This is a genomic window from Microcystis viridis FACHB-1342 (assembly GCF_014698335.1).
Classification (GTDB): Bacteria; Cyanobacteriota; Cyanobacteriia; order Cyanobacteriales; family Microcystaceae; genus Microcystis; species Microcystis ichthyoblabe_A.
This window is the reverse complement of record NZ_JACJSV010000049.1, coordinates 16,164-36,822: the sequence shown is the minus strand read 5'-3', so window position 1 is coordinate 36,822 and position 20,659 is coordinate 16,164. Positions and strand designations below refer to the sequence as shown.

Annotated in this window: 19 protein-coding genes and 1 pseudogene; 9 read left to right on the top strand and 11 right to left on the bottom strand. The window is 43.0% G+C overall.

Translation table 11 applies throughout. From position 1 onward, the window contains the following. Nucleotides 1–460: 460 nt before the first annotated feature. Together H6G40_RS15830 and H6G40_RS15825 are read left to right on the top strand one after the other, a co-directional pair. Nucleotides 461–1,456 (top strand): glycosyltransferase, encoded by a 996-nt coding sequence (locus tag H6G40_RS15830; RefSeq protein ID WP_002735499.1) that lies wholly within the window; start codon nt 461–463, stop codon nt 1,454–1,456. A 234-nt stretch (nt 1,457–1,690) separates the two neighbouring features. Further along, the gene (locus H6G40_RS15825) at nt 1,691–2,596 is read left to right on the top strand and encodes an Npun_R2821/Npun_R2822 family protein (RefSeq protein WP_002737185.1); all 906 of its coding nucleotides are present in this window, start codon (nt 1,691–1,693) and stop codon (nt 2,594–2,596) included. 161 nt (nt 2,597–2,757) lie between these two features. On the opposite strand, the gene H6G40_RS15820 is transcribed toward H6G40_RS15825, so the two are convergent. Both H6G40_RS15820 and H6G40_RS15815 read right to left on the bottom strand, forming a co-directional pair. Continuing rightward, the gene (locus H6G40_RS15820; protein ID WP_002738029.1) at nt 2,758–3,048 is read right to left on the bottom strand and encodes a DUF3288 family protein; all 291 of its coding nucleotides are present in this window, start codon (nt 3,046–3,048) and stop codon (nt 2,758–2,760) included. A 2-nt stretch (nt 3,049–3,050) separates the two neighbouring features. Then, on the bottom strand, nt 3,051–3,728 hold the full coding sequence (locus H6G40_RS15815) for a hypothetical protein (protein ID WP_002791301.1): 678 nt from the start codon (nt 3,726–3,728) through the stop codon (nt 3,051–3,053). Nucleotides 3,729–4,027: 299 nt separating this feature from the next. On the opposite strand from H6G40_RS15815, the gene H6G40_RS15810 reads away from it, so the two are divergent. From H6G40_RS15810 to H6G40_RS15800, 3 genes are all read left to right on the top strand, one after another. Continuing rightward, nucleotides 4,028–4,240 carry a hypothetical protein gene (locus tag H6G40_RS15810; protein WP_002735306.1) on the top strand — a complete coding sequence of 71 codons (213 nt, stop codon included), beginning with the start codon at nt 4,028–4,030 and terminating at the stop codon, nt 4,238–4,240. Nucleotides 4,241–4,378: 138 nt separating this feature from the next. Further along, nucleotides 4,379–5,269: an indole-3-glycerol phosphate synthase TrpC gene (gene trpC / locus H6G40_RS15805; RefSeq protein WP_002736464.1), complete on the top strand. Its 891-nt coding sequence runs from the start codon at nt 4,379–4,381 to the stop codon at nt 5,267–5,269. Between the two features lie 221 nt (nt 5,270–5,490). Next, the gene (locus H6G40_RS15800) at nt 5,491–6,645 is read left to right on the top strand and encodes a pyridoxal-phosphate-dependent aminotransferase family protein (protein WP_069475510.1); all 1,155 of its coding nucleotides are present in this window, start codon (nt 5,491–5,493) and stop codon (nt 6,643–6,645) included. A gap of 200 nt (nt 6,646–6,845) precedes the next feature. Here H6G40_RS15800 and H6G40_RS15795 read toward each other — a convergent pair whose 3' ends face one another. Then, complete coding sequence (locus H6G40_RS15795; RefSeq protein ID WP_223210794.1) at nt 6,846–6,932, bottom strand: DUF4351 domain-containing protein; 87 nt, start codon at nt 6,930–6,932, stop codon at nt 6,846–6,848. Between the two features lie 289 nt (nt 6,933–7,221). On the opposite strand from H6G40_RS15795, the gene H6G40_RS15790 reads away from it, so the two are divergent. Beyond that, nucleotides 7,222–8,565: an adenylosuccinate synthase gene (locus tag H6G40_RS15790; protein ID WP_002736992.1), complete on the top strand. Its 1,344-nt coding sequence runs from the start codon at nt 7,222–7,224 to the stop codon at nt 8,563–8,565. Nucleotides 8,566–8,592: 27 nt separating this feature from the next. Continuing rightward, nucleotides 8,593–9,150, top strand: a complete 558-nt coding sequence (locus H6G40_RS15785) for a 50S ribosomal protein L25/general stress protein Ctc (RefSeq protein WP_002736662.1) — start codon at nt 8,593–8,595, stop codon at nt 9,148–9,150. Nucleotides 9,151–9,249: 99 nt separating this feature from the next. Here H6G40_RS15785 and H6G40_RS15780 read toward each other — a convergent pair. Next, nucleotides 9,250–9,411 (bottom strand): annotated as a pseudogene (locus tag H6G40_RS15780) (IS630 family transposase); the annotation flags it as partial. Nucleotides 9,412–9,865: 454 nt separating this feature from the next. On the opposite strand from H6G40_RS15780, the gene H6G40_RS15775 reads away from it, so the two are divergent. Then, nucleotides 9,866–10,156: a DUF3082 domain-containing protein gene (locus H6G40_RS15775; protein WP_002737160.1), complete on the top strand. Its 291-nt coding sequence runs from the start codon at nt 9,866–9,868 to the stop codon at nt 10,154–10,156. Between the two features lie 74 nt (nt 10,157–10,230). Here the strand turns inward: H6G40_RS15775 and H6G40_RS15770 are convergent, their stop codons facing one another. From H6G40_RS15770 to hslO, 5 genes are all read right to left on the bottom strand, one after another. Further along, nucleotides 10,231–11,880, bottom strand: a complete 1,650-nt coding sequence (locus tag H6G40_RS15770; protein WP_042790675.1) for an alpha/beta hydrolase — start codon at nt 11,878–11,880, stop codon at nt 10,231–10,233. A 290-nt stretch (nt 11,881–12,170) separates the two neighbouring features. After that, nucleotides 12,171–13,814 carry a Ppx/GppA phosphatase family protein gene (locus H6G40_RS15765; protein ID WP_069475508.1) on the bottom strand — a complete coding sequence of 548 codons (1,644 nt, stop codon included), beginning with the start codon at nt 13,812–13,814 and terminating at the stop codon, nt 12,171–12,173. A 105-nt stretch (nt 13,815–13,919) separates the two neighbouring features. Beyond that, nucleotides 13,920–15,131: a pentapeptide repeat-containing protein gene (locus tag H6G40_RS15760; protein ID WP_002736634.1), complete on the bottom strand. Its 1,212-nt coding sequence runs from the start codon at nt 15,129–15,131 to the stop codon at nt 13,920–13,922. A 488-nt stretch (nt 15,132–15,619) separates the two neighbouring features. Further along, complete coding sequence (locus H6G40_RS15755) at nt 15,620–17,575, bottom strand: chromosome segregation ATPase (protein ID WP_190537943.1); 1,956 nt, start codon at nt 17,573–17,575, stop codon at nt 15,620–15,622. A gap of 63 nt (nt 17,576–17,638) precedes the next feature. Next, on the bottom strand, nt 17,639–18,553 hold the full coding sequence (gene hslO, locus H6G40_RS15750) for an Hsp33 family molecular chaperone HslO (protein WP_002749615.1): 915 nt from the start codon (nt 18,551–18,553) through the stop codon (nt 17,639–17,641). A gap of 84 nt (nt 18,554–18,637) precedes the next feature. On the opposite strand from hslO, the gene H6G40_RS15745 reads away from it, so the two are divergent. Next, on the top strand, nt 18,638–19,021 hold the full coding sequence (locus H6G40_RS15745) for a hypothetical protein (protein WP_190537942.1): 384 nt from the start codon (nt 18,638–18,640) through the stop codon (nt 19,019–19,021). A 124-nt stretch (nt 19,022–19,145) separates the two neighbouring features. Here H6G40_RS15745 and H6G40_RS15740 read toward each other — a convergent pair whose 3' ends face one another. Beyond that, entirely contained in the window at nt 19,146–19,784 is a 639-nt protein-coding gene (locus H6G40_RS15740) for a pilus assembly FimT family protein (protein ID WP_190537939.1), read from the bottom strand. Further along, entirely contained in the window at nt 19,762–20,307 is a 546-nt protein-coding gene (locus H6G40_RS15735) for a type IV pilus modification PilV family protein (RefSeq protein WP_190537937.1), read from the bottom strand. Before H6G40_RS15735 ends, H6G40_RS15740 begins: the two co-directional genes overlap by 23 nt. Between the last annotated feature and the right edge of the window lie 352 nt (nt 20,308–20,659).

Sequence of the window (20,659 nt, the reverse complement as noted above, 5' to 3'; positions counted from 1 at the left end):
CGGCGATTTGGTCTGAGATTGAATTTGATTGCTGGTATCTACAATTACGAACTTCGTTACCGACAAAAGGATATATCTTGATTACTTTTGCAAGAGATCTAATCATTTAAGTTCAAAAAATAGCGATTTTTCGAGTATTTATACTTAGGCGATCTCCGTGTTCTAGGTCATAGAATCTCTAGTTCATTTTTCATCCGAATAAAAATAGAGTAATTAAGTATTAAAAACCCCTTGCTAATATCAATGGATATATAAGGTTTCTCACACCTGTGTGGCACAGTTTAACCTTTGCTGATTAAATTTTTCGACATCGATAATGTACCTCTTGGGAACAGGAAACGCTATAGTATAATATCTATGCTCGATCGACTATTGCCTTTAGATACCTCACACCTTAATAATTAAGCATAGAATAGCCGAGTCTCCAGACTGCCGCTTAACCAAAACTTCTATTATCCCGATGAGAAACCTCTATTTTCTCTTGCCCGGTACTACTTCTCCCTTTGGTGGGGGTGGACTGTGGGCAGAAATGAAAACTGTCAATTTAGCTAGTCAAATTTGTAGCGCCCAGATTGTGACTTATCGTCAAAAAGAGTTAAATTATCTCTTTTTAGAGGATATACTCGCGAAAATAAACTCAGATGACAGTATTTTTGTGGTTAGCTGGGGTTTTGATCTTCCTAAACTGGTGCAAAAATTGCGATCGCATAATATCATTTATCATGCCCATAGTACAGGTTACGGCTTCCGTTTACCCTCCCAAATACCAATTATAACCGTTAGCCGTAATACTATGGGTTATTGGGGAGAAAAGGCTCCTAATGCTTTAATTTACTATCTTCCTAATCAAATTGGCTCAGAATTTCTCAATTTAGGCTTAGAAAGGGATATCGATGTCCTAGTACAGGGGCGCAAATCCTCAAAGTATCTTCTCAATCGTCTAGTTCCCGCCCTCCGTCCCCACTGTCGCCTTAAGGTTTTAGATAGCTATGTGGAGGATTTAGTGGGATTATTCAATCGTAGTCGGGTTTATCTCTACGATTCGGCTGAATATTGGGCTGTAAACGGTTTAACGGAAGGTTTTGGCTTACCGCCCCTGGAAGCTTTAGCCTGTGGTTGTACGGTATTTTCTAGCGTCAATAGTGCCCTAGCCGATTATCTCGATCCCGGTTTCAATTGTCAAAAAATCGGGGCCTATTCCACTCAATACGATCTGGAACGTATTCTTAATTATGCCCGTAATTTTCCCGTTAATTCTTTACCTGCTAATTTTATCGATGATTATCATCCCGAAAAATTATTACCACGTTTTGAAACAATTTTAAGAGAAATTAATGATTTCTTTGATATTAAAAAACGCTATCCGGCTGATATAGAAGGTTTAGAACCCCTGCGACTTAAAAAATTATGGATGCAGAGTTCTCTGGCTAAACTTAAGAAAAAACTGTTTAAGTAGCAGTGATCTTTCCTTCATTATTCGCCAATTCAAAAATAAAACGCATCAATTTTAAGAGTTGACAGAGAAAGATCGATCGGCTATTCAGTTATCAGTGATCAGTTATCAGTTATCAGTGAACAGGGATATCGGGAGAAAAAAGCTGATGGCTGACTCCCCAAAAGGAAAACTTTCTACTTCACCATTAAGATAACTGCTATATAATTATTTCTAACTCTTACCCCCAGGATATTTATGAAGCGAGGAATTTACATTACCGCTAATGATCGAGTTATCGAGCAGGCGCTCGCATTAATGAATAGTATTTGTTTGTACGATCCCGATTCTCCCGTCATCTTGATTCCCTACGACAATAATTATCAAAAAATTGCCGATTTATTGTCCGAAAAATATGGCGTTATTCTCTATCCCGATCTGCAATTAGTGGAAGAATTAGCCCAGAAAATATATGATATTTTTGGAGAAAAATTCTTTGCTCGTCCCAATCAATTTCGCAAGCAGGTGTATTGGTTTGGAGAATTAGATCAATTTCTTTATATCGATGCGGATATCGTAGTTTTTGAAAAAATAATAGATAATCTAAATTTCCTCGATACCTACGATTTTCTCTGCTGTGATTACCAACACAAAAAAGGGATTACTGATGTCTTTAATCCGATTGTTTTAGAACAAGGAATCTTCACAGAAAATGATCTAAGTGGAATGTTTAACGGTGGTTTTTGGGCTAGTAAAAAGAATCTGTTCTCAGAACAGGAATTATATAGTGATTTTCAAGAATGTGCCGCTCATCCAGAATATTTTGATTTTTCTCAAAAAACCTCCGATCAACCGATTATTAATTATACCATTCTCAAACGAGTTCCCAATCGATTTAATATTGTCCGCGCTCCGGGTTGTCAAGCGGGAAATTGGGGGGGAAGTTCTCATTTTCAACCTCAGGGGAATATTTTAATCGATCCGAAATTAAATCAGCCCTTAAAATATTTACATTGGGCAGGAATTCGCATTGAACCGGGCTGTCCCTACTGGGATATCTGGAGATATTATCGTTATCTAGATGATCCTAATCCCCCCGCAGATCCGCCAGCAAGCAAACCAAAAAATCCTTTTCAGAGATTATTAGATAAAATCAAATTATAGGTTTTATTTTTGGTGCATCTCCTATTTGTGACTTTCTCTCACATATAGGCGAGCAGCAGAAGTTATTAAAAGAGGGCGAATGCAATTCGCCCCTACAATAATATTATTTTCTGAGATAAGGTGAAAGGGAAGAAGTGTTTTTTTCAACCCTATAGCTTAATTTAACTCCAATCCTGTTGCTCCTCGCTTTGGCGAATTTGATACACTTGTCCGTGACTGTGCAGTTGTCGAGTTTTTGCCCATAAACTGGCTTCATCTAACTGCCATTTTTCTAGGATTAAATCTAAATCTCTTTGGATTTCTCTTGCTCCTGGAAAGTTTTGATAACGTATGCGTAAACGAGCGCATTCAGCTAAGTTTAAATCATTAGGTTCTGATTGCAGCAGCTGATCAACAATCGGGCGATCAATTCTTTCCTGTGGATGTTGTTGTTCTTGGTTTTTACTAGCCATAATTAATCGAACCAACCGATATCGGAATCCGTTAACTCTGTGGGGGTAGGAGTTGGGGCAATATAACGGACTAAAGTTGCCATTTCAAAGTTATAAAGACTGGGTTTCTTCGGCGCAGGTTTGGTAATTGACGACGGTTCAGGGGTGGGGGTGGGACTATTTTCTAGGGTTTTAATTTGATTATATAGTTTTTCAATCAACTGTTTTTTCTCGGTTAATTCCGTCTGGGATTGACTTAATTGACTCGATAATTTTTCAATTAACTGTTTTTTCTCAGTCAGTTCTATTTCTGTTTTACTTAATTGACTCGATAATTTTTCAATCAACTGTTTTTTCTCGGTTAGTTCCGTCTGGGATTGACTTAATTGACTCGATAATTGTGCCACCAAAGTGGTTTTTTCCGAGAGGACAGATTCTAACTGCTCGGTCTGTTGTTGTAACTGCTGTAACCTGACAGAGAGTTCCAGATGTTCTTGGACTTCTTTTTCCAGAGAAATAACCTTTTCTTGGAGAGTTTGCTGATTTTTCTCAGTTTTTTCTAATTCTGTTGTCAAGTCGTTAATTTTTGCCTGTAGGGTGGCGTTAGTTTCCTTCGGACGTTTGGGAGAAGGAGAGGTTTGGGATTCTACCTCTTTATTAGCTTCTGTACGGATGAGATCGTTTAAATTACCTTTGGTCATAAGCTGTGCAAATAGGATATTACGATAGAATCGGATACTGTCCAGAAATCTGTTGGTTTAGGCAATCGATAATTATTCGCCCGATATACAAGCTTGATTAAGCTGGGGAATTGTTCCATAGGTTTTATTTTATAGCTTGAGGTCGATCGATCCCTGTCCATTTAAGGAATGAGAACAAATACCTAAATCTCAGTTTCACCAGTAAGATTCTAAATTTTTCTGTAGTTAATGATACGGAATAGCAAATTTGTGTCAGACTAAAGGTAGAAGTCGATCGCACCTGTGGCAGGGATAAATTTATGAATATTGAAGAAAAAGCACGTCTTAATCTAACCCAAGAACGACAAGCAGAAGGAATGCTCGAAGAGAATGTCTTAACTCGTACAGAGGAGCTTTTAGGGGAAGGAGAGGCAGAAACTGCGAAAGCGCGGGTTTTATTAACTGAAAATCGTCAAGAAGACGAAAAACTCCAAGATAAAATTTTAGAACGTTCGATCGAAGCTATGCAATAGCCTTTCGGTGAAGACTGGGAATATCCACAGAAGTAGAGTTAAATGTCTGTAGAGACGTGGTTTTCCCCGTCTCTATTTCAATCCCCGATAACTAATCACTGTTACACTAATCACTGTTAAGCTCTGGACAGTGAAAAAATGCAGATCCGAAGAAAACACCCCAATCCTGCCGTTAAAGTTGAGAGTTTGAGTTATGTGGTGAAAGTGCCAGAGGCACAACCGCAAAATATTTTAGAAGAAATCGTTTGGCATAAAGAGATCGAAGTCGATAAATTGCGCGAAAGGTTGCCTTTATTAGAATTACGCCAAAAAATAGCCAATACTGCGCCACCTTGCGACTTTTTAGCCGCCTTAAAACAGGGTAAAACCCAACCCGCTTTGATTGCCGAAGTCAAAAAAGCTTCTCCTAGCAAGGGAGTCATCCGCGAAGATTTTGATCCTGTAGCGATCGCCCGTACCTATGAACAGGGAGGAGCCACTTGTTTATCGGTTTTAACCGATAGTAAGTTTTTTCAAGGTAGTTACGAAAATCTTAGCCTCGTCCGGCAAGCGGTATCTTTACCCCTATTATGCAAAGAATTTATCCTTTATCCCTATCAAATCTACTACGCTCGCTCTAAAGGAGCCGATGCTGTTCTTTTAATTGCCGCTATTTTAAGCGATCAAGACCTAGCATATTTTGTCAAAATTGTCAAGGGTTTAGGGATGACAGCTTTGGTAGAGGTGCATAGTCTGGCCGAATTCGATCGAGTGTTAGCCATTGAGGGAATCGAACTAATCGGCATTAATAACCGTAATTTAGAGACATTTACAGTTGATTTAGACAATACTCGCCAATTACTAGAAGCTAGAGGCGAAAAGGTGCGAGAAAAAGGTATTCTGATCGTCAGCGAATCGGGATTAAACACAGCAACAGATCTGGCGAAAGTGAAGCAAGCGGGAGCAAATGCGGTTCTAATCGGCGAATCTTTGGTAAAACTGCCCGATCCTGCCGTCGGTATCCAGAAATTGTTTGAAAATCGGGAATAGGAGTTAGGAAGTGGGGAGTCGGAATGATGAATTATAAATTACGAATTATGAAGTGGGGAATTGGGGAGAAAAAAGCTAACTCCTGCCCCCTGCCGACCGCCCCCTGCTTCCTGCGATATAATCAGAGTTTGCCAAATCTTAAATCAACCCCTCAGAATTGATGCGATCGAGATTTGGTTTTTTATCTTTGTTAAATATGGCCCAACGAGAGAGGACGAACCATGGAAAATAAAAATATGTTGATGATTCCCGGCCCCACACCGGTGCCGGAAGCGGTATTATTGGCTATGGCTAAAGCACCGATAGGTCATCGGACCGGTGCTTTTAGCAAGGTAATCGCCGAATTAACCGAAAATCTTAAATGGTTGCATCAAACCAGTGGCGATGTCTTAATGCTAACCGCTTCGGGAACCGGTGCCATGGAAGCGGGAATTATTAATTTTCTCAGCCCCGGCGATCGAGTTTTGGTGGGGGATAATGGTAAATTTGGGGAACGTTGGGGGAAAGTCGCGAAAGCCTACGGCTTAAATGTGGATGTAGTTAAGGCAGAATGGGGTAAACCCCTAGATCCAGAAGCATTCACCGCTAAACTGACCGAAGACAAGGAAAAAGCCATCAAAGCGGTAATTATTACCCATTCAGAAACTTCCACCGGGGTTCTCAATGACTTGGAAAGCATTAACAAAGCGGTAAAAGACCACGGGGAAGCTTTAATTATCGTCGATGCTGTCACCAGTTTAGGAGCTTATCATATTCCCATCGACGAATGGGGTTTAGATGTGGTCGGTTCTGGTTCCCAGAAAGGTTATATGATTCCTCCCGGTTTAGGTTTTGTTTCCGTGAGCCAAAAAGCTTGGAAAGCCTACGAAACCGCCAAACTGCCCCGTTTTTATCTAGATTTGGGCAAATACAAAAAAGCCACCGATGAGGATAGTTCCCCCTTTACCCCCCCAGTTAACCTGATGTACGGTTTACAAGCTTCTCTGCAAATGATGAGAAGGGAGGGATTAGCGGCAATTTTCGCCCGTCACCAACGCTTAACGCAGATGACGCGGGCGGGTATGCGCGCCCTGGATTTGCCCCTCTACGCGGCGGATTCCTGGGCTTCCACGGCGATTACTGCGGTAGCCCCCACTCTAGTAGATGCGGAAAAAATTCGTTCGACTCTCAATAAAAAGTTCGACATCGCTGTGGCTGGTGGTCAGGATCACCTCAAGGGTAAAATCTTCCGTATCGGTCATTTAGGTTTTGCTAGTGAGAGGGATATCCTCACGGTTATCGCTGCCATTGAAGCGACTTTAATCGAGTTAGGTGTCGAAAGTGTCACCCCCGGCGCCGGTGTGGCTGCGGCTGCCTCGGTGATGGTGCAGGGTTAATCTTAGGTTTGCTTTTCCCCTTCTCCCCCTATCCATTAGTCACATCTTTCTTAACATAAAATTTGACAAAGAGAGAAAAGTGTGCAGGATGGCTCAAGGGGGTTCTCTGGGGGAACTGATTTGATCAGATAGCTTCCAAGTCTCGCTGATATTATGTCATCTTCCCAGTCCCAACCAAATAGTTTTAACACCAGGTTCACCTACAAAAGCGATCGCACCCATTCCTCTAAATCTCCCGCTTTGGTAAAATCCAACAAAGCTTCTCCTAAAGCTTCCAGTTGATTAATTGAGAGAGATTAAATTTGCGATCGCCTCTTATTCCAGAAAACGGGTTTCTTTGAGAAACCCGTTTTCTATGGATCTTGAGGCAGAGGGACTAAAGTCTCGCGGCATGGTTTCCCTTGGAAAAAGAACGCTGCCCCAGGGCAGAGCAACAAGAAAAAGGTAAATAGGGTGAATAAACGTGGTGAAGGACGACGAAATAAAGCCATAACTAAATCAATAATGCTCTTGACAAAATATCTATCCAGTGTGGATAATGGTAGTTTGTGTGAACTTTAGCTAGACTAAAATACCTTGGCTAACGTTATTGTAATCGGCGCTCAGTGGGGCGACGAAGGAAAAGGAAAAATCACGGATCTGCTGAGTCGATCGGCGGATGTGGTGGTGCGTTCTCAAGGTGGCGTAAATGCGGGTCATACCGTCGTCGTCGATGAACAAACGTTCAAACTCCATCTAATTCCCTCTGGGATTCTCTACCCAGATACGGAATGTATAATCGGCTCTGGAACAGTCATAGATCCCTCGGTGTTACTCAAAGAGATGGCGCAATTACACGCCCTCAATGTTACTACCGACAATCTCTATATCTCGCAAACGGCTCATGTCACTATGCCCTATCACCGGCTGCTCGATCAAGCATCCGAGGAAAAACGGGGGAAATATAAAATCGGCACCACGGGAAGGGGTATCGGCCCCACCTATGCCGACAAATCCGAGCGCATCGGTATTCGAGTCATCGACTTGATCAATACCGAGAATCTGCAGCAAAAACTAGAATGGACGATCAATTATAAAAACGTCATTTTAGAAAAGTTATATAACTTACCGCCTTTAGAGCCGAAGACGGTGATCGAGGAATATCTAGAATATGCCGAGAAACTGCGTCCCCATGTGGTCGATAGTTCCTTAAAAATCTACGAAGCAATCCGCAAGCGTAAGAATATTCTTTTTGAAGGGGCCCAAGGCACCCTACTCGACCTCGATCACGGAACCTATCCCTACGTTACCTCCTCCAATCCGATCGCCGGGGGTGCTTGTGTGGGTTCTGGCATCGGTCCGACGGTAATCGATCGAGTGATCGGTGTGGCCAAAGCTTACACCACTAGGGTAGGTGAAGGTCCATTTCCGACGGAATTAGAGGGGGATGTCGAGCAGTTATTATGCGATCGTGGGGCGGAATTCGGGACCACCACCGGCCGCCGTCGTCGCTGCGGTTGGTTTGACGCGGTTATCGGTCGTTACGCAGTGCGAATCAATGGTTTAGACTGTCTAGCGATCACTAAATTAGATGTTCTCGATACCCTAGAGGAAATCAAAGTCTGTGTCGCCTACCAATTGGACGGCAAAACCTGTCGCCATTTACCCAGTAGTGCGGTGGAATTCGCCCGTTGTCAACCGATTTACCGAACGATGCCGGGGTGGCAACAACCCACCAGCGCTTGTCGGAGTCTGGAAGACTTGCCCAAACAGGCCCTCGATTATCTAAAATTCCTAGGGGCGATCATGGAAGTACCGATCGCTATTATCTCCCTAGGAGCTAGTCGCGACCAAACTATTATCGTTGAAGATCCCATTCACGGACCCAAACGCGCTCTTTTGGACGAAAATGGCTCGCCTTGGGATAATTACGAATTTTAAATCATTGCTAAAGAGGATTAGTCAACTATGCAAGTTAGCGTTGAATGTCAAAAAAGACCCGAAAATATTAACCCCAGGGCTCTACGTCGTCAGGGTTTGATCCCGGCGGTTCTCTATGGCCATAACGGCACGGAATCGGTTTCCCTCGTGGTGGGAGAAAAAGCGGCCTTAACCCTGCTTAAAAAGGCCTCGGTGAATAATACCCTGGTGGATGTCAATGTTCCGGAAATGCCTTGGACGGGAAAAGCTTTGATCCAAGAGGTACAATCTCATCCCTGGAAAAGAAATCTCTATCACCTCAGTTTCTTCTCGGTATCTGCCCACGGTAAGCTCGATATCGTCGTTCCGATTAAAGCCATAGGAGAAGCGATCGGAACCAAACAGGGCGGTTTAATCGAACAGTTCGTTAACGAAGTTAATGTCTCCTGTATTGCTGATAATATCCCGGAAGTGATCGAATTTGATGTTTCGGGCATCGGTGTGGGGCAATTCCTGCTCGTGGGTGATTTAAAAATGCCGGAAGGGGTGACTTTAAAAGATGATCCCCATACCACCGTTTTTGCCATTGTTGCCGCTAAAAGATAAATTCAGTGATCAGTGATCAGTCATCAGCAAATCATATTTCATTATTTACTGTTTACTGGTTACTGCTCCGCAGCTCTGGCACTCCCATCTACTGGGGGTTTATATAATTTGGACGTTCATAATCTGAGATTTATTAAACTTCTGAAATCCTAGAGTAAGCAAGGAATCCAGTTGTTTTTTATGTTTCAGATCGGCATCATTCAGGCATCCATAAATAGCTGAAGAAAAGTCAGAAAAGTTTTCATAATAGGCTGATTCAAGTCTGAATTGCATCACTGTCTGATCTACCTTCATAAGACCTCTTGTAAAAATCAAAAATTGTTGTTAGGGTTATGAGTCAGTAGTTAGGAAAATTGAGAATGAATAATAATCAATTAAATGATCTATTTACAGATTTGATGCCATTTAATCCTTATTTTTGACGTTTTTGAACCCTCAAAAATTAATTATGCAAGAGGTTTAATTAGGGGTTGCTGAATAAATCTAAAACCCTTGTTGGATAAGACTTTTAGACTTTTTTCCCCTCAAAAAGTGCCAGCTATTGGAGTGATCGGGGGTAAAATTCCAGGACTTTTTCCCTGAAAATTAGGTAACTGACCCCCTCAAAATCCGTAAAACCCCACACCCCACACCCCACACCCTACCCCCACGAAAAACTTTTTCAGCAAACCCTAATTAAAATTTAACCCGGGCAGTATTTGAGGAATAAAAAGTAATGACCACAGAATTAGAAACCAAAAAAGTTACTCCTACTCGCTGTTTAGTTGGCGCGGCAATTTCGGCAGCATTGGGGACAATTCTCTATTATCTCACGGCAGCGATCGGTCATTCTTTTTACTCAAAACCAATGGTCGCTCACAGTCCGATCGCCTTGAGAATTGGCAGTGCTGTCCGCACTTTAGTTTTTGGTTTAGCTTCTCTGGGAACCTTTATTTTTGTTTTTGTCACCATTGGTTTAATTCTTTTGGCTATCCAATTACTACTTAAACGCCCTCAACAAACATAAATTATGAATTATGAATTGGGAGTAGGAGGTGGTAATTTTTTTCAGTGATCAGTTAACTGATAACTGATCACTGATTAACGGACATTTTGAGCAACAAAATCTTTGATCAGTTGTTCTAAAGCAGCCGAGGAAGCGCGGGTAATCAGAAAACATCTAAACTCCTGGCCTTGACTGAGATATTGGGAATAGGCCGCCTGTAAAAAAGGTTTATAGCTGGGGTTTTTGCGAATATAGACCTCAAAAAAGGCCAAAGATAGGGAATGGGCGTAACTATCGATCAGATATGGTGCTGGCAGGGTAAGATCGGCTATGGATTCGATCGCTTCGTTAATTCCCGCATCTAGTACCGAAAAGTCAACGTGAGCTTGACCTTCAATCAGAGCTAAATATTTATTTTCGGTTTTGAGCAGGGGAAAAGAGCGCACCTGTTCAAAAATAGCGGGGGTAGCCGGATCGTAGGTTCCTGCCGCCACAAAAGTGGGAATTTCGATTTTAGCCAGTCCTTTAGCCCCAAAAATACTCCAATTAAACGGATTAACCGCAAAAATCGCTTTGATTCTCGGATCGCGAAAGTTGTATTCTTCCCGGGGTAAATCCAAAGCACGACACTGCAGCAAGAGGGAGACATTGAGAAAAGCCAATCTTCTTTGACAGTCCCGTTGTAGATTCTCGAAATCGATTGTCGCTCCACCCACAGCTAAGGCTGTATAACCGCCGAAGGAATGTCCACCAACTCCCACATTATCTAAATCTAATTGCCCCTGAAATTCCCCCGCGTTGCGTCTTTGCAATTCATCGATCACAAAAGATATGTCCAATGGACGATCGACAAATTCGTTGGAATAAAAAACCGTCCGCGATAAACCGGCGAGTAGATTCTGCACCTGTAGGGTATCGCTGCCGGGGTGTTGGGGCATAGCGACGAGATAACCGTAACTAGCAAAGTGTTCTGCGTGTCGGACAAAATCTTCGGGACGGGAAGCTAAACCGTGGGAAAAGACGATAACGGGGGTTTTCTGCGTTAATTGCCCCTTGGGTTTGACAATAATCAGATAAAGTTTCCTCTGACGACGGCTATCGGTTAAATCCAGCCGCATCTGTTCCACTTGTTGCGGTCCGGGTTGTCGGGGGTCGGTCATGGCGGTAAAATTAATTTCACCGGCCTTTTTAGCTTCTTCTAAGGATAATTGCGCCACCTTTTCCGTAAATACCGTGGTGGCTTTCAGGACGACATCGATCGCCCGGGCTAATCTTTGCACTTTTGTCACATCAATCTGCATATTAGTGGGCAGATTACGCAGCAGGCTAAGAATAGTTACCCCTTCCGGTTCAAAAGCTGATTTAACTAGGGCAGAACGCAGGGCAAATTTACCATTAATACCCCCTTGAATGGTGATCAGTTCCCCTAAAAGGTTGAGAATATCTTCCCCCATTCTGGTGTTAAAAAAGCGCGAGATCAGGACGGGATTAATTTCTTTACTTGTGGTTAAAGCTTGGCGAAATTCTTTTTGTTGTTCCGCAGTCGTATTACCTAAATATTGTCTTAGATTAGCGTCAATTCTGCCAGTTTTGGCAAACTTTTCTAGGGAACTAATTTCTAGGGTACGACTAAAGGGCGCTAAGATAAAAGTGATTCTCTCGGCCGAGAGGACAGGGAAGCTAGTCAGTATTGTTCCTAAGCAACCAAGAGCGATCGAGCGGCTGATTTTGGCTAATTGCAACAAGTTTTTCGGCTCCTTTTCTTTCTGCGTTCCTATTCCCTCTGGATTATAACAGTAACTTCGCAGTTTTTAACTGTTTTCCTGCTTGACTATCAACAAAAATTATCAATTTGCCACGGTCGATAATCTTGACCTAGAATAAGTACCTAGGCAAAATTAATTACACATATCTCACTACCTCTTGCATGAGTGCCTATCCTAACCAAGAAATTAATTTTCCACGACTACTTAATAGGCAACAAGTCTCGAAAATTTCCATCTTGCCGATTTCAAGCTACTCATCGCTCATGATTTCAGGGTAAAAATGCCAAAGTTGCCACTACTTTCACCCCAAATTCTTCCTCAAAAACGGGTTTTTTATAGTCTAAACTCCACAATTCTAAAGCACAATCATCTTCAGCATTATTAGGAAAAAGATGCAGATGTAGGGTTCTATATTCGGGATCGTACTTACATTCAATCTTTTTAATTGCTCCTATTTGTCGTCGATCTAAAGCCACAGCCAAGCGCAGTATAGCACTTAGATGTCTGACCATATACTGATAGTATTCCGTTAATTTCATAAAATCATCGTGTCTTTTCTTCGGCTTACTTTTACGGTGATAACGAGCGATATTAGCGATAACTTCTAACTCTATTTCTGTATAGCCCAACAGTTCACCATTGCGAATTAAATAATAGGAATGTTTATGATGGGCAGCATGACTAACATATAAACCACTATTATGTAAAATTGCCGCCGCCCATAATAGATCTTTAGCCTCCTGATTCCAAGAATGTAATTGTGCTTGGGTTTGCTCGAACAAAGACAAGGAAAATGTCGTTATTCTCTCGGCCGATTCTAAATTAACTTGATACTTTTTCGCTATTTTCAAGACACTGCGCTGACGGATTTCACTCTGATAAAGTAACCGATTATCAATTAAACCGTGGGTCAGCATCCAATCGACGATTACCCCTTCTCGCAGGGCCCTTTCACAGAGAACTAACTTATCAACATCTAACATGGTCATCGCTTCCAAAAGCACGATCGAACCAGCTAGAATTATCTCGGCCCGTTTATCGGACATCCCCAGAATTGCCAGTCTTTGGTGATAGTCCAAACTGGCGAAACGTTTAACCAATTCTCTGACATCTTTGCGGGTTAATTGATAGCCATTTAAAGGATTGGGAATTAACCCCAATTTCTCCAAAGCATGGATAGTCATCAAAGTTTCGATCGTCCCAGAAGTTCCCACTAAACGCGGCACTTCTCCCACCTGTAAATGATGTTTAATTTCCTCTACTGCCCGCTCCAACATTCCCCTGGTGTATGCCCTTAAATAGGCTAATTCTGTGGTACTAATGGGATCGGTGGTGATCAAATCTTGGGTCAAACGCACCGCGCCGATTTTGGTACTACTAAGAAAGCGAATTTCTTGGCTATCGGCTAAGATTAATTCCGTGGAACCGCCACCAATATCGATAATAATATGGGCTTGATTTTGGAAATCCATTCCCGAGACGACACCGAGATAAATCCGGCGCGCTTCCTCCTGTCCAGAGATGAGATTTACAGAAATACCGACTTCTTTCTCGATTAAAGCCAAAAATTCGTCACCGTTGGCTGCTTCCCGGGTGGCGCTGGTGGCCACGGCGATAATCTGATCCGCATGGAGACTAATAGCCAGATCGTGACAGCGTTTTAAAGCCGCGATCGCTCTTTCCATGGCCGCTAGGGTTAATTTACCAGTTTTCCTATCTCGATCGCCCAGACGGACTGTATCCTTTTCTCTGGCAATAATCGTAAAAGCGGGTAAAGACGGTTCAATTTTCACCACTACCATGTGAACCGAATTCGTACCAATATCGATCGCCGCTAGGATTTGGACATCGGGGACTTTTGCCAGGGGCGCTAGTCCCCAATTGGGTGTAACTTGATTAGAAATATTCACCATCGCTTATCAGTGATCAGTTACCAGTCGGGGGATAGGTGTTAAGGCTGGTCTTATTATCCCTCTAATTGTCCGCCTCGGCGCGGCAATTTTAGCTTTGTATAGCATTCATTCGTCAATATACAATTTTCGCTGCTCCAGGGCCAATTGCTGGAATTCCCTTTCCCCAAATTCTCCCTGCTTGGGACGGCGCTCTTGGTCGGACTCGACTAAATAGATATAATCACAATCAACCCCTTCTAAATTGGTATTTTCGGCGATTTTCCAAGCTTCGATACAAGCGCCTGTCAGGGTGGCTGCCTGTAAATTGGCTCTCATCACGTTACTATGGGCTAAATTTGCCCCTTCTAGATTAGCGTAGGCTAAATTTGCCTCGCTCAAATTTGCCCTAGTCAGATTGGCATTTTTGAAGTTAAACCCGTAAAGATTCAGTCCACGAAAATTATAGCCAATATAAGCTTTATTTTCCCCTTGACCAGTAACGAGAAGATTTCTCATCGCCACTTCGGCTAAAATTGTCTTTTCCCAACGCGCTCGCTCGATGCCCGATACCAGATAAAATCGAGTTCTAGTTAAATCTTTTGCTCTTAAATCAGTGGCTTTTAACTGCGCTCCCGTGAAATCCGCTTCTTTAAGATTTGCGCCGCAAAAATTTGTACCTTTACTGGCTAAAAAAGCAATTGCTATCGATTTCGTGATTGTTTGTCTCGATTCTTCTAGGGACAACCAGGCCAGATAAGCGGTGAATAAAGTACCACAAACCCCAACAATCAAAGCTATAGAAAAAGTTCCATTCATCACGGCTATTCCAGCTAATGCTCCCTGAAAAGCCAAGATAATTACTGTCAATAAAGTTAAAATTAAGCTGATGAAAATTGCTAGGATAAAACTTGTTGATTGACCAGAAATCAAGGATAAAACTAAGGGTAATCCCCCAACTCGCTGACGATAAAATCTTACATAAATTAGGGATAAAATCGTGATTATCACCGCACCAATGATTTTAAATTGGCTTACATCCGTCACCAGCATTAAAGCTAGATAATAACCAGCTAATCCCCACACAAAGCCGCAGAAAGCCGCTATTAACCAAGAAATTAAGATTAATTGTAGCCGACCGCGCTTTAGTAATCCTGCCCTGGCCTCGGTAAATTTAGTTCCCTCTAAAATAGCACCTTGAAAATTAGTACCACGCAGATCTGCTTGACTAAAATTAGCCCCCGATAAATTCTGTCCGCGAAAACACTGTCCTTTTAATTTTACTCCTTTAAAATTGCGTTTCCCTTTGGCATATAAATCCAGTACCTCACTTGCTTTCATAAGACCTCTTACAGAAATCAAAAATCGTTTTTAGGGTTAGGAGTCAGTAGCCAGTAGTCGGGAGAATTAAGAATGAATAATAATCAATTAAATGGTCTATTTAAAGATTTTGTGTTATTTAATCCTTATTATTGCCGTTTTTGAACCATCAAAAATTAATTATGCAGGAGGTTTATAGAAATTACGGATATCTGTTTTTTGCTTGATTAATTAATTTAATTCATAACACCTATTATCTTTTAAAAATTGGCTTTGGTTATTTGTTGGCTATACTAAATCCGTTGAGTATAGGCTAAATATCATCAGGATAGGCAGGGGACAAGAGAAGGAATAGATAATCAGTCTTTAATAACCGGATTTAGGATAATACAGGTATTTGGCTCCCTTATTCTTTGTGTGATAAGTTTAACTTATATAGTAGCGATCGATCTTTGTGTCCTTTGTGTCTCTGTGGTTCGCTACACTCACTGCCCCAAGACTGTATCAATTTATTGACCCGGACTTGGTGTTTCTATCGGGGACTCTGGAGAAAGGGGAGTCGATTCAACTATTGGTGGTGGGGCCGGCGGTTGGAGAATATTGCGCCAGCCTTGCATTTGGGAGCGAGCCGAACTGTAGGCGGTACTTTCCCGGGATACGGATTCAGCAAGGCGAATAGCTTCCAGATAACGGCCATTATTAGCTTGGGCCGTGGCTAAAGACAAAAGCTGATAACTCCAACGTTCCAGCAATTCAGTCCGTTGCACACCTGCGTCGGTTTGAGTGGAAATATTGGTAACTAAAGCAATCGCTCGGGTTAAACCCTCTGCGCTTCCCGTCGCCGCTAATTGATTAGCCTGTTGGAGATTTTGACGGGCCCGCAACTCTCGGCGCCAACGACGGATATTTTGGGAAGCTTCCGAGGAAAGAGTGCGACCGGGGGGAATTTGATTGGCAGTTTCGATCGCTGTGCTATAGTCTTTGAGATTGGCCAAAGCTTGGGCCTGATCTAAAATGGGTTGATCCTCCATGCGTTCAATCCGCACTTGCCAGCCGCGAATTTCCCGTTGAGCATCTCGGTATAAGGCCCGATTCTTGCCAATAGCCCGGGCCTGAATAATAGCACTACTGAGGGAATTAATATCGCCGGGGATAGCGATTTCCCGCGCCCGTTCTAAAATCGGCCGGTCTTCAATCACTTGTATTTGACGATTCCAAGAGCCAATTTCCTGCTGTGCTTGCGACCAGAGGGGATTATTACGGGGGACCTCTCCCGCTTTCGCGATAGCGGCGCTATACTGCTCGATTGTACCTGCTTGTGCTAAATCTCTAGCCTCGGACAGTATTTTTAGATCCTGCACCTGTAACTGCCAGCGCTCCTTCATAGCTAGGGCCGTTTGATGGAGGGGTCGAGAAGCGTCAATTTGTTCTAGTCCCAGTATGCCGGCTTCTAATCCGTCCACCGTGCCGGTTTCCGCATCTAAGGCCGCTTCCGACAAGAGAGACCAATCGGTGACATCTGCTTTAATTTTGAGGTCTTTGGGGGTTTGGTTAGCCAAATCCCGGAGAGCTTGCCATTGCTTCCGCTCAATTAATCTTTCGGCGTATTCTTTTAGCTTATCCTCGGTTTTCGCGATTAATTTTTGTGCCTCCTGATAGGCATAACTGCTGGCTGGAATTTTTCTAGCTTCTTCGATGACTTTGAACCAATTGTTGAGACCGGCCCGGGCAAAGAGATTAAAGGCATTATCTAATTTACTGCTATCTTCCCGGGCGACGGTAATTTTAGCGATCGCTTCATTATACTTAACCGTTGCCCAATATTCGTTATTTAAGTTCAATAAATCCACTGCCAGACGGAAAGATTGATTCCAGTTGGAAGCGCGGAGATTTTCCTCTAGTTTGCTTAATATCTCGTTGCCTTCCGTCCAAGTTTCTTGCCACTTAGCGATTCTTTCTTCAATAATTGCCGCTACTGCCATATTATTGGGGATTTGACGAGCTTTAGCGATTGCCTGCTTTAAATTTCCCGCTTGATAGTCTTTTTCGGCCAAATTCAGTATATCTCGCGCCCATTCTTCCACCTGTTGATTGACTTGCGATCGCAAGGGATGGTCTTCGGGTAAAGCTTCCACCAGGGCAATGGCTTCGAGTAAACCTGCCACGGTGCGACTATCGGCGGAAAGTTGAGCGCAGTAGAGACGTAGGGAGGCAGAAGCGATGGGCCAGAAGATTTTGGGGCAATTGGGCGACTTCTGCATATTTAATAACTGCCAAGTGGCGAGAAAGCCAACACCGCCAAAAACGACCACAAATAAAGCCGCCCAAACTTTCCAAGTGAAACGATGCTGGTATCGAGACCAAAAGAGAAAAAGAAAAGACTTAGTTTTCTCTGGCCAACGAGTCAGGGGGTCAATCGATTCTCGTTTGACTAGATTTTCGGTTAATTCTTTTCCTTTAGACATTCACAACTCCCCAGCAGATATTTTAGATAGATTTTACCCTAATGGCGCTCATTGCCCAACTTCTCAGCAAGATTCAGCCTGTAGAGACTCGACTAATTCGATTAATTGTCTCTCGTTGGCATTATACACTTCCCGACAAAACTCACAGACGGCTTCCGCTTGTTTATCTTTTTCGATGATGTCTTTTAATTCATCGACCCCGAGGAATTTTAAAGCTCCTAAGACCCGTTCAAAAGAGCAGCTACAATCAAAACGCAGCAGCTGCACAGCCGGAAAAATTTCTAGACCCATATCTCCCAGAAGTTCCTGAAAAATATCTTCTAGTCCTTTTCCTGCGCGTAAAAGAGGCGTAAATCCCGTTAATTTTCGCAATCTCGACTCTAAACGAGCCACCAAGACCTCATCCCGGGACGCTTCTTTAGAGAGAACTTGTAATAAAATTCCCCCGGCTGCCGTTACTCCTGTGGTTGTACCGACAAAAACCCCCACTTGCAAAGCGGAGGGAATTTGTTCCGATTGGTCTAGATAGTAGGCGATATCTTCCCCCACTTCCCCAGAAACTATCTCGACGATGCTTTCTTGAAGTTCATTTCTCCCCTCGCCTTTTTCTTCGCGTAAGACTCGCACATAACCCTTGTTACCCACCGCGCGACCCACATCTAATTTACCCTTAGCATTGGGGAGTAATTCCACTTGGGGATAGTCCACATAACCGCGCACCGTGCCATCGAGTCCGGCATCAACCAAAACACCGCCCAGGGGACCATCGCCTTTAATGCGAATATTGATCCTAGAACCGGGTTTTTTTAAACTGGAAGCCAAGAGTAAAGCCGATGCCATCGTGCGACCGAGAGCAGCACTGGCTACGTTAGATAATTGATGTCTTTGGCGAGCTTCTTCGGTTAAACGGGTGGTAATCACTCCTACTACTCTAATTCCCCCATCGGCGGCCGTGGCGCGGATTAATTTATCTGCCATACTACTTACTGTTATCCTTGGAAAACACTGTCCCGATTTTTAGTTATTCTTTAACTAACTTAACAAAAATTATCAGACAATCATATGTTCGGCAATTTTCAACAAAGTCAGCTGCGTATCGAAATCTCGGCCAGTGAACAGGCTATCGGGGATAGTTTGCTCAAAACTGCTCATCTCCGTCAATGGCTGTGGCCGCAAATGCTCTCACCCAATCTACCCGATAAATTAGAGGAAGGTTTGACTTTTACCTCTTGGTTAGGTTTAATCCCCGTACAACATCAGGTTTTATTGGCCAATGACCAGTGTTTACGCTTGCTTTTGAGTCAAGGTATCGATGGCTATCACGAATGGTATTGGGGCGATGGTTGGTTACAATCGCGGTTAGCAGGCATTTCTCTCCTTCCCCTCAATCTCGGTCAAACTCTCAGTTTATTGAAATTACGACTATTTCTGAGCAATCAAAAGTAATGAGTAATCAGTAAACAGTGAACAGTAATCAGTGAACAGTAATCAGTAAACTAAAAACTCACACCTGATAACTCACATTTGGTAACTGATAACTGATAACTCACACCTGATAACTGATAACTGATTAGGGTTGAGTTCCATCGAGACGGATTTCACATTGACGAGCATCGAGGTTAGTTAGAGAAGTTCCAGTATAAGTGCCTTGTTTAACTATTCCTAGCAGAGAAGCGATAACTATACATTTTTTTTCTTGGTTGGGATAGGGATCGGCGGTGGCATTGGCGGCGGGATATAATACGATTATCGCTCGGTTTTGTGGCGGATCAAAGGTTAACCTCGGCACATGACCCCGAAAGGAAAACTGTACCTCCGGAGTGCCGCCCTGGAGAGGAAAATTCTTCACCACCATAAATATTTCCTCCGGCAGATTTAGGGAACCCGCATTAGCATTAGCCGCTACTAAACAACCAGGGTCAGGATTGGAGTCCTTATCTAAAGCAGTTATTCTCGAGTAAACCGTGGGATTATTGCTAGTCCCGTTGGTAAAATTAATCCTGCAAATTCTCCCTAGACGGATGGCTTGTCTTTGGGCATCCCTTAGGGCTGATTGTATAGAATCGGTGGCTTCTTGGACTTCATTTCTATTTAACCAAGCTGATAAATTAGGTCCGGTTAAGGCGGCAAGAATTCCCGTAATTGCCAAAGCTACCAAAATTTCTAACAGGGTAAAACCCTGATTTTTATGGACATTCAAACGACGCATCGGGAACCACCTCGACAGAACTTTTAGCAAGAAATTTTCCTTCTTCTTCGTTTCTTTCGTCTTTTTCTTGAGTTTGATAGTCATTAGCTATTTCACCATCAGCTAACTTCACCTTATACTCTATACGAAGGCGATGGGGATGGGCGGACTGGGCTGCTTCATCCTCAGGAAAAGTTCGATAGAGAGAATAGTTTTTACGGACAAATGATCTTGTCCCTACTAATTGTTCCTGCAGTGGATTGGTGGGGGGGAGAGTAGCCGTTAGTTCTCTTCTTAAAGCTGTGGCATAACCCTGACTGATATTTGTACATACATCTGGGGTGATGTAGGGGTTGGGAGGACTGGAGTTCACATCTAAAGTCGAAGCTAAAAATTTGACATCCTCAAAATCTTCTTGAATCCAAAAGTTAGCTTGAGCCTGTCTTTCTGACCGAACTTTATATAAGGCAGTGAACGCCATTAACTGTAAGGTTCCTGTTAAGAAAGCGGTAATAGTTAAAATGGCAATCATCACTTCTAACATCGAGAAACCCGACTCGGATGATGACAGTTTTGACTGTATCCCCTTTCCTTTTAATTTCACTTTTTACCCCCCCCCGTTTTTCCTGAAAACTACTGGCTTTTCTTCGCTCTTAACTACAGATTACGCAAATGATCGGATATTTCTAACTTTAGTCAGGGAATTAATTCCCCGAAAACCCTATTTTTCAATTGAGTCAGATTGTCTAAGTAGCTGGTTACAATTAAATTGAAGATAGATTCTGGGTTCGATCCCCCCTTAATCCCCCCTTGATAAGGGGGGTGCTGATCCCCCCTTAATCCCCCCTTGATAAGGGGGGCATCCGCAAGTTTTTAAGACCTACCTACTTAAACTC

Bases quoted from the DNA above. Each gene is read 5' to 3' on its own strand.
- H6G40_RS15830 (WP_002735499.1), top strand. From the start codon at position 461: ATGAGAAACCTCTATTTTCTCTTGCCCGGTACTACTTCTCCCTTTGGT.
- H6G40_RS15825 (WP_002737185.1), top strand. From the start codon at position 1,691: ATGAAGCGAGGAATTTACATTACCGCTAATGATCGAGTTATCGAGCAG.
- H6G40_RS15820 (WP_002738029.1), bottom strand. From the start codon at position 3,048: ATGGCTAGTAAAAACCAAGAACAACAACATCCACAGGAAAGAATTGAT.
- H6G40_RS15815 (WP_002791301.1), bottom strand. From the start codon at position 3,728: ATGACCAAAGGTAATTTAAACGATCTCATCCGTACAGAAGCTAATAAA.
- H6G40_RS15810 (WP_002735306.1), top strand. From the start codon at position 4,028: ATGAATATTGAAGAAAAAGCACGTCTTAATCTAACCCAAGAACGACAA.
- trpC (WP_002736464.1), top strand. From the start codon at position 4,379: ATGCAGATCCGAAGAAAACACCCCAATCCTGCCGTTAAAGTTGAGAGT.
- H6G40_RS15800 (WP_069475510.1), top strand. From the start codon at position 5,491: ATGGAAAATAAAAATATGTTGATGATTCCCGGCCCCACACCGGTGCCG.
- H6G40_RS15785 (WP_002736662.1), top strand. From the start codon at position 8,593: ATGCAAGTTAGCGTTGAATGTCAAAAAAGACCCGAAAATATTAACCCC.
- H6G40_RS15775 (WP_002737160.1), top strand. From the start codon at position 9,866: ATGACCACAGAATTAGAAACCAAAAAAGTTACTCCTACTCGCTGTTTA.
- H6G40_RS15765 (WP_069475508.1), bottom strand. From the start codon at position 13,814: ATGGTGAATATTTCTAATCAAGTTACACCCAATTGGGGACTAGCGCCC.
- H6G40_RS15760 (WP_002736634.1), bottom strand. From the start codon at position 15,131: ATGAAAGCAAGTGAGGTACTGGATTTATATGCCAAAGGGAAACGCAAT.
- H6G40_RS15755 (WP_190537943.1), bottom strand. From the start codon at position 17,575: ATGTCTAAAGGAAAAGAATTAACCGAAAATCTAGTCAAACGAGAATCG.
- hslO (WP_002749615.1), bottom strand. From the start codon at position 18,553: ATGGCAGATAAATTAATCCGCGCCACGGCCGCCGATGGGGGAATTAGA.
- H6G40_RS15745 (WP_190537942.1), top strand. From the start codon at position 18,638: ATGTTCGGCAATTTTCAACAAAGTCAGCTGCGTATCGAAATCTCGGCC.
- H6G40_RS15740 (WP_190537939.1), bottom strand. From the start codon at position 19,784: ATGCGTCGTTTGAATGTCCATAAAAATCAGGGTTTTACCCTGTTAGAA.
- H6G40_RS15735 (WP_190537937.1), bottom strand. From the start codon at position 20,307: ATGTTAGAAGTGATGATTGCCATTTTAACTATTACCGCTTTCTTAACA.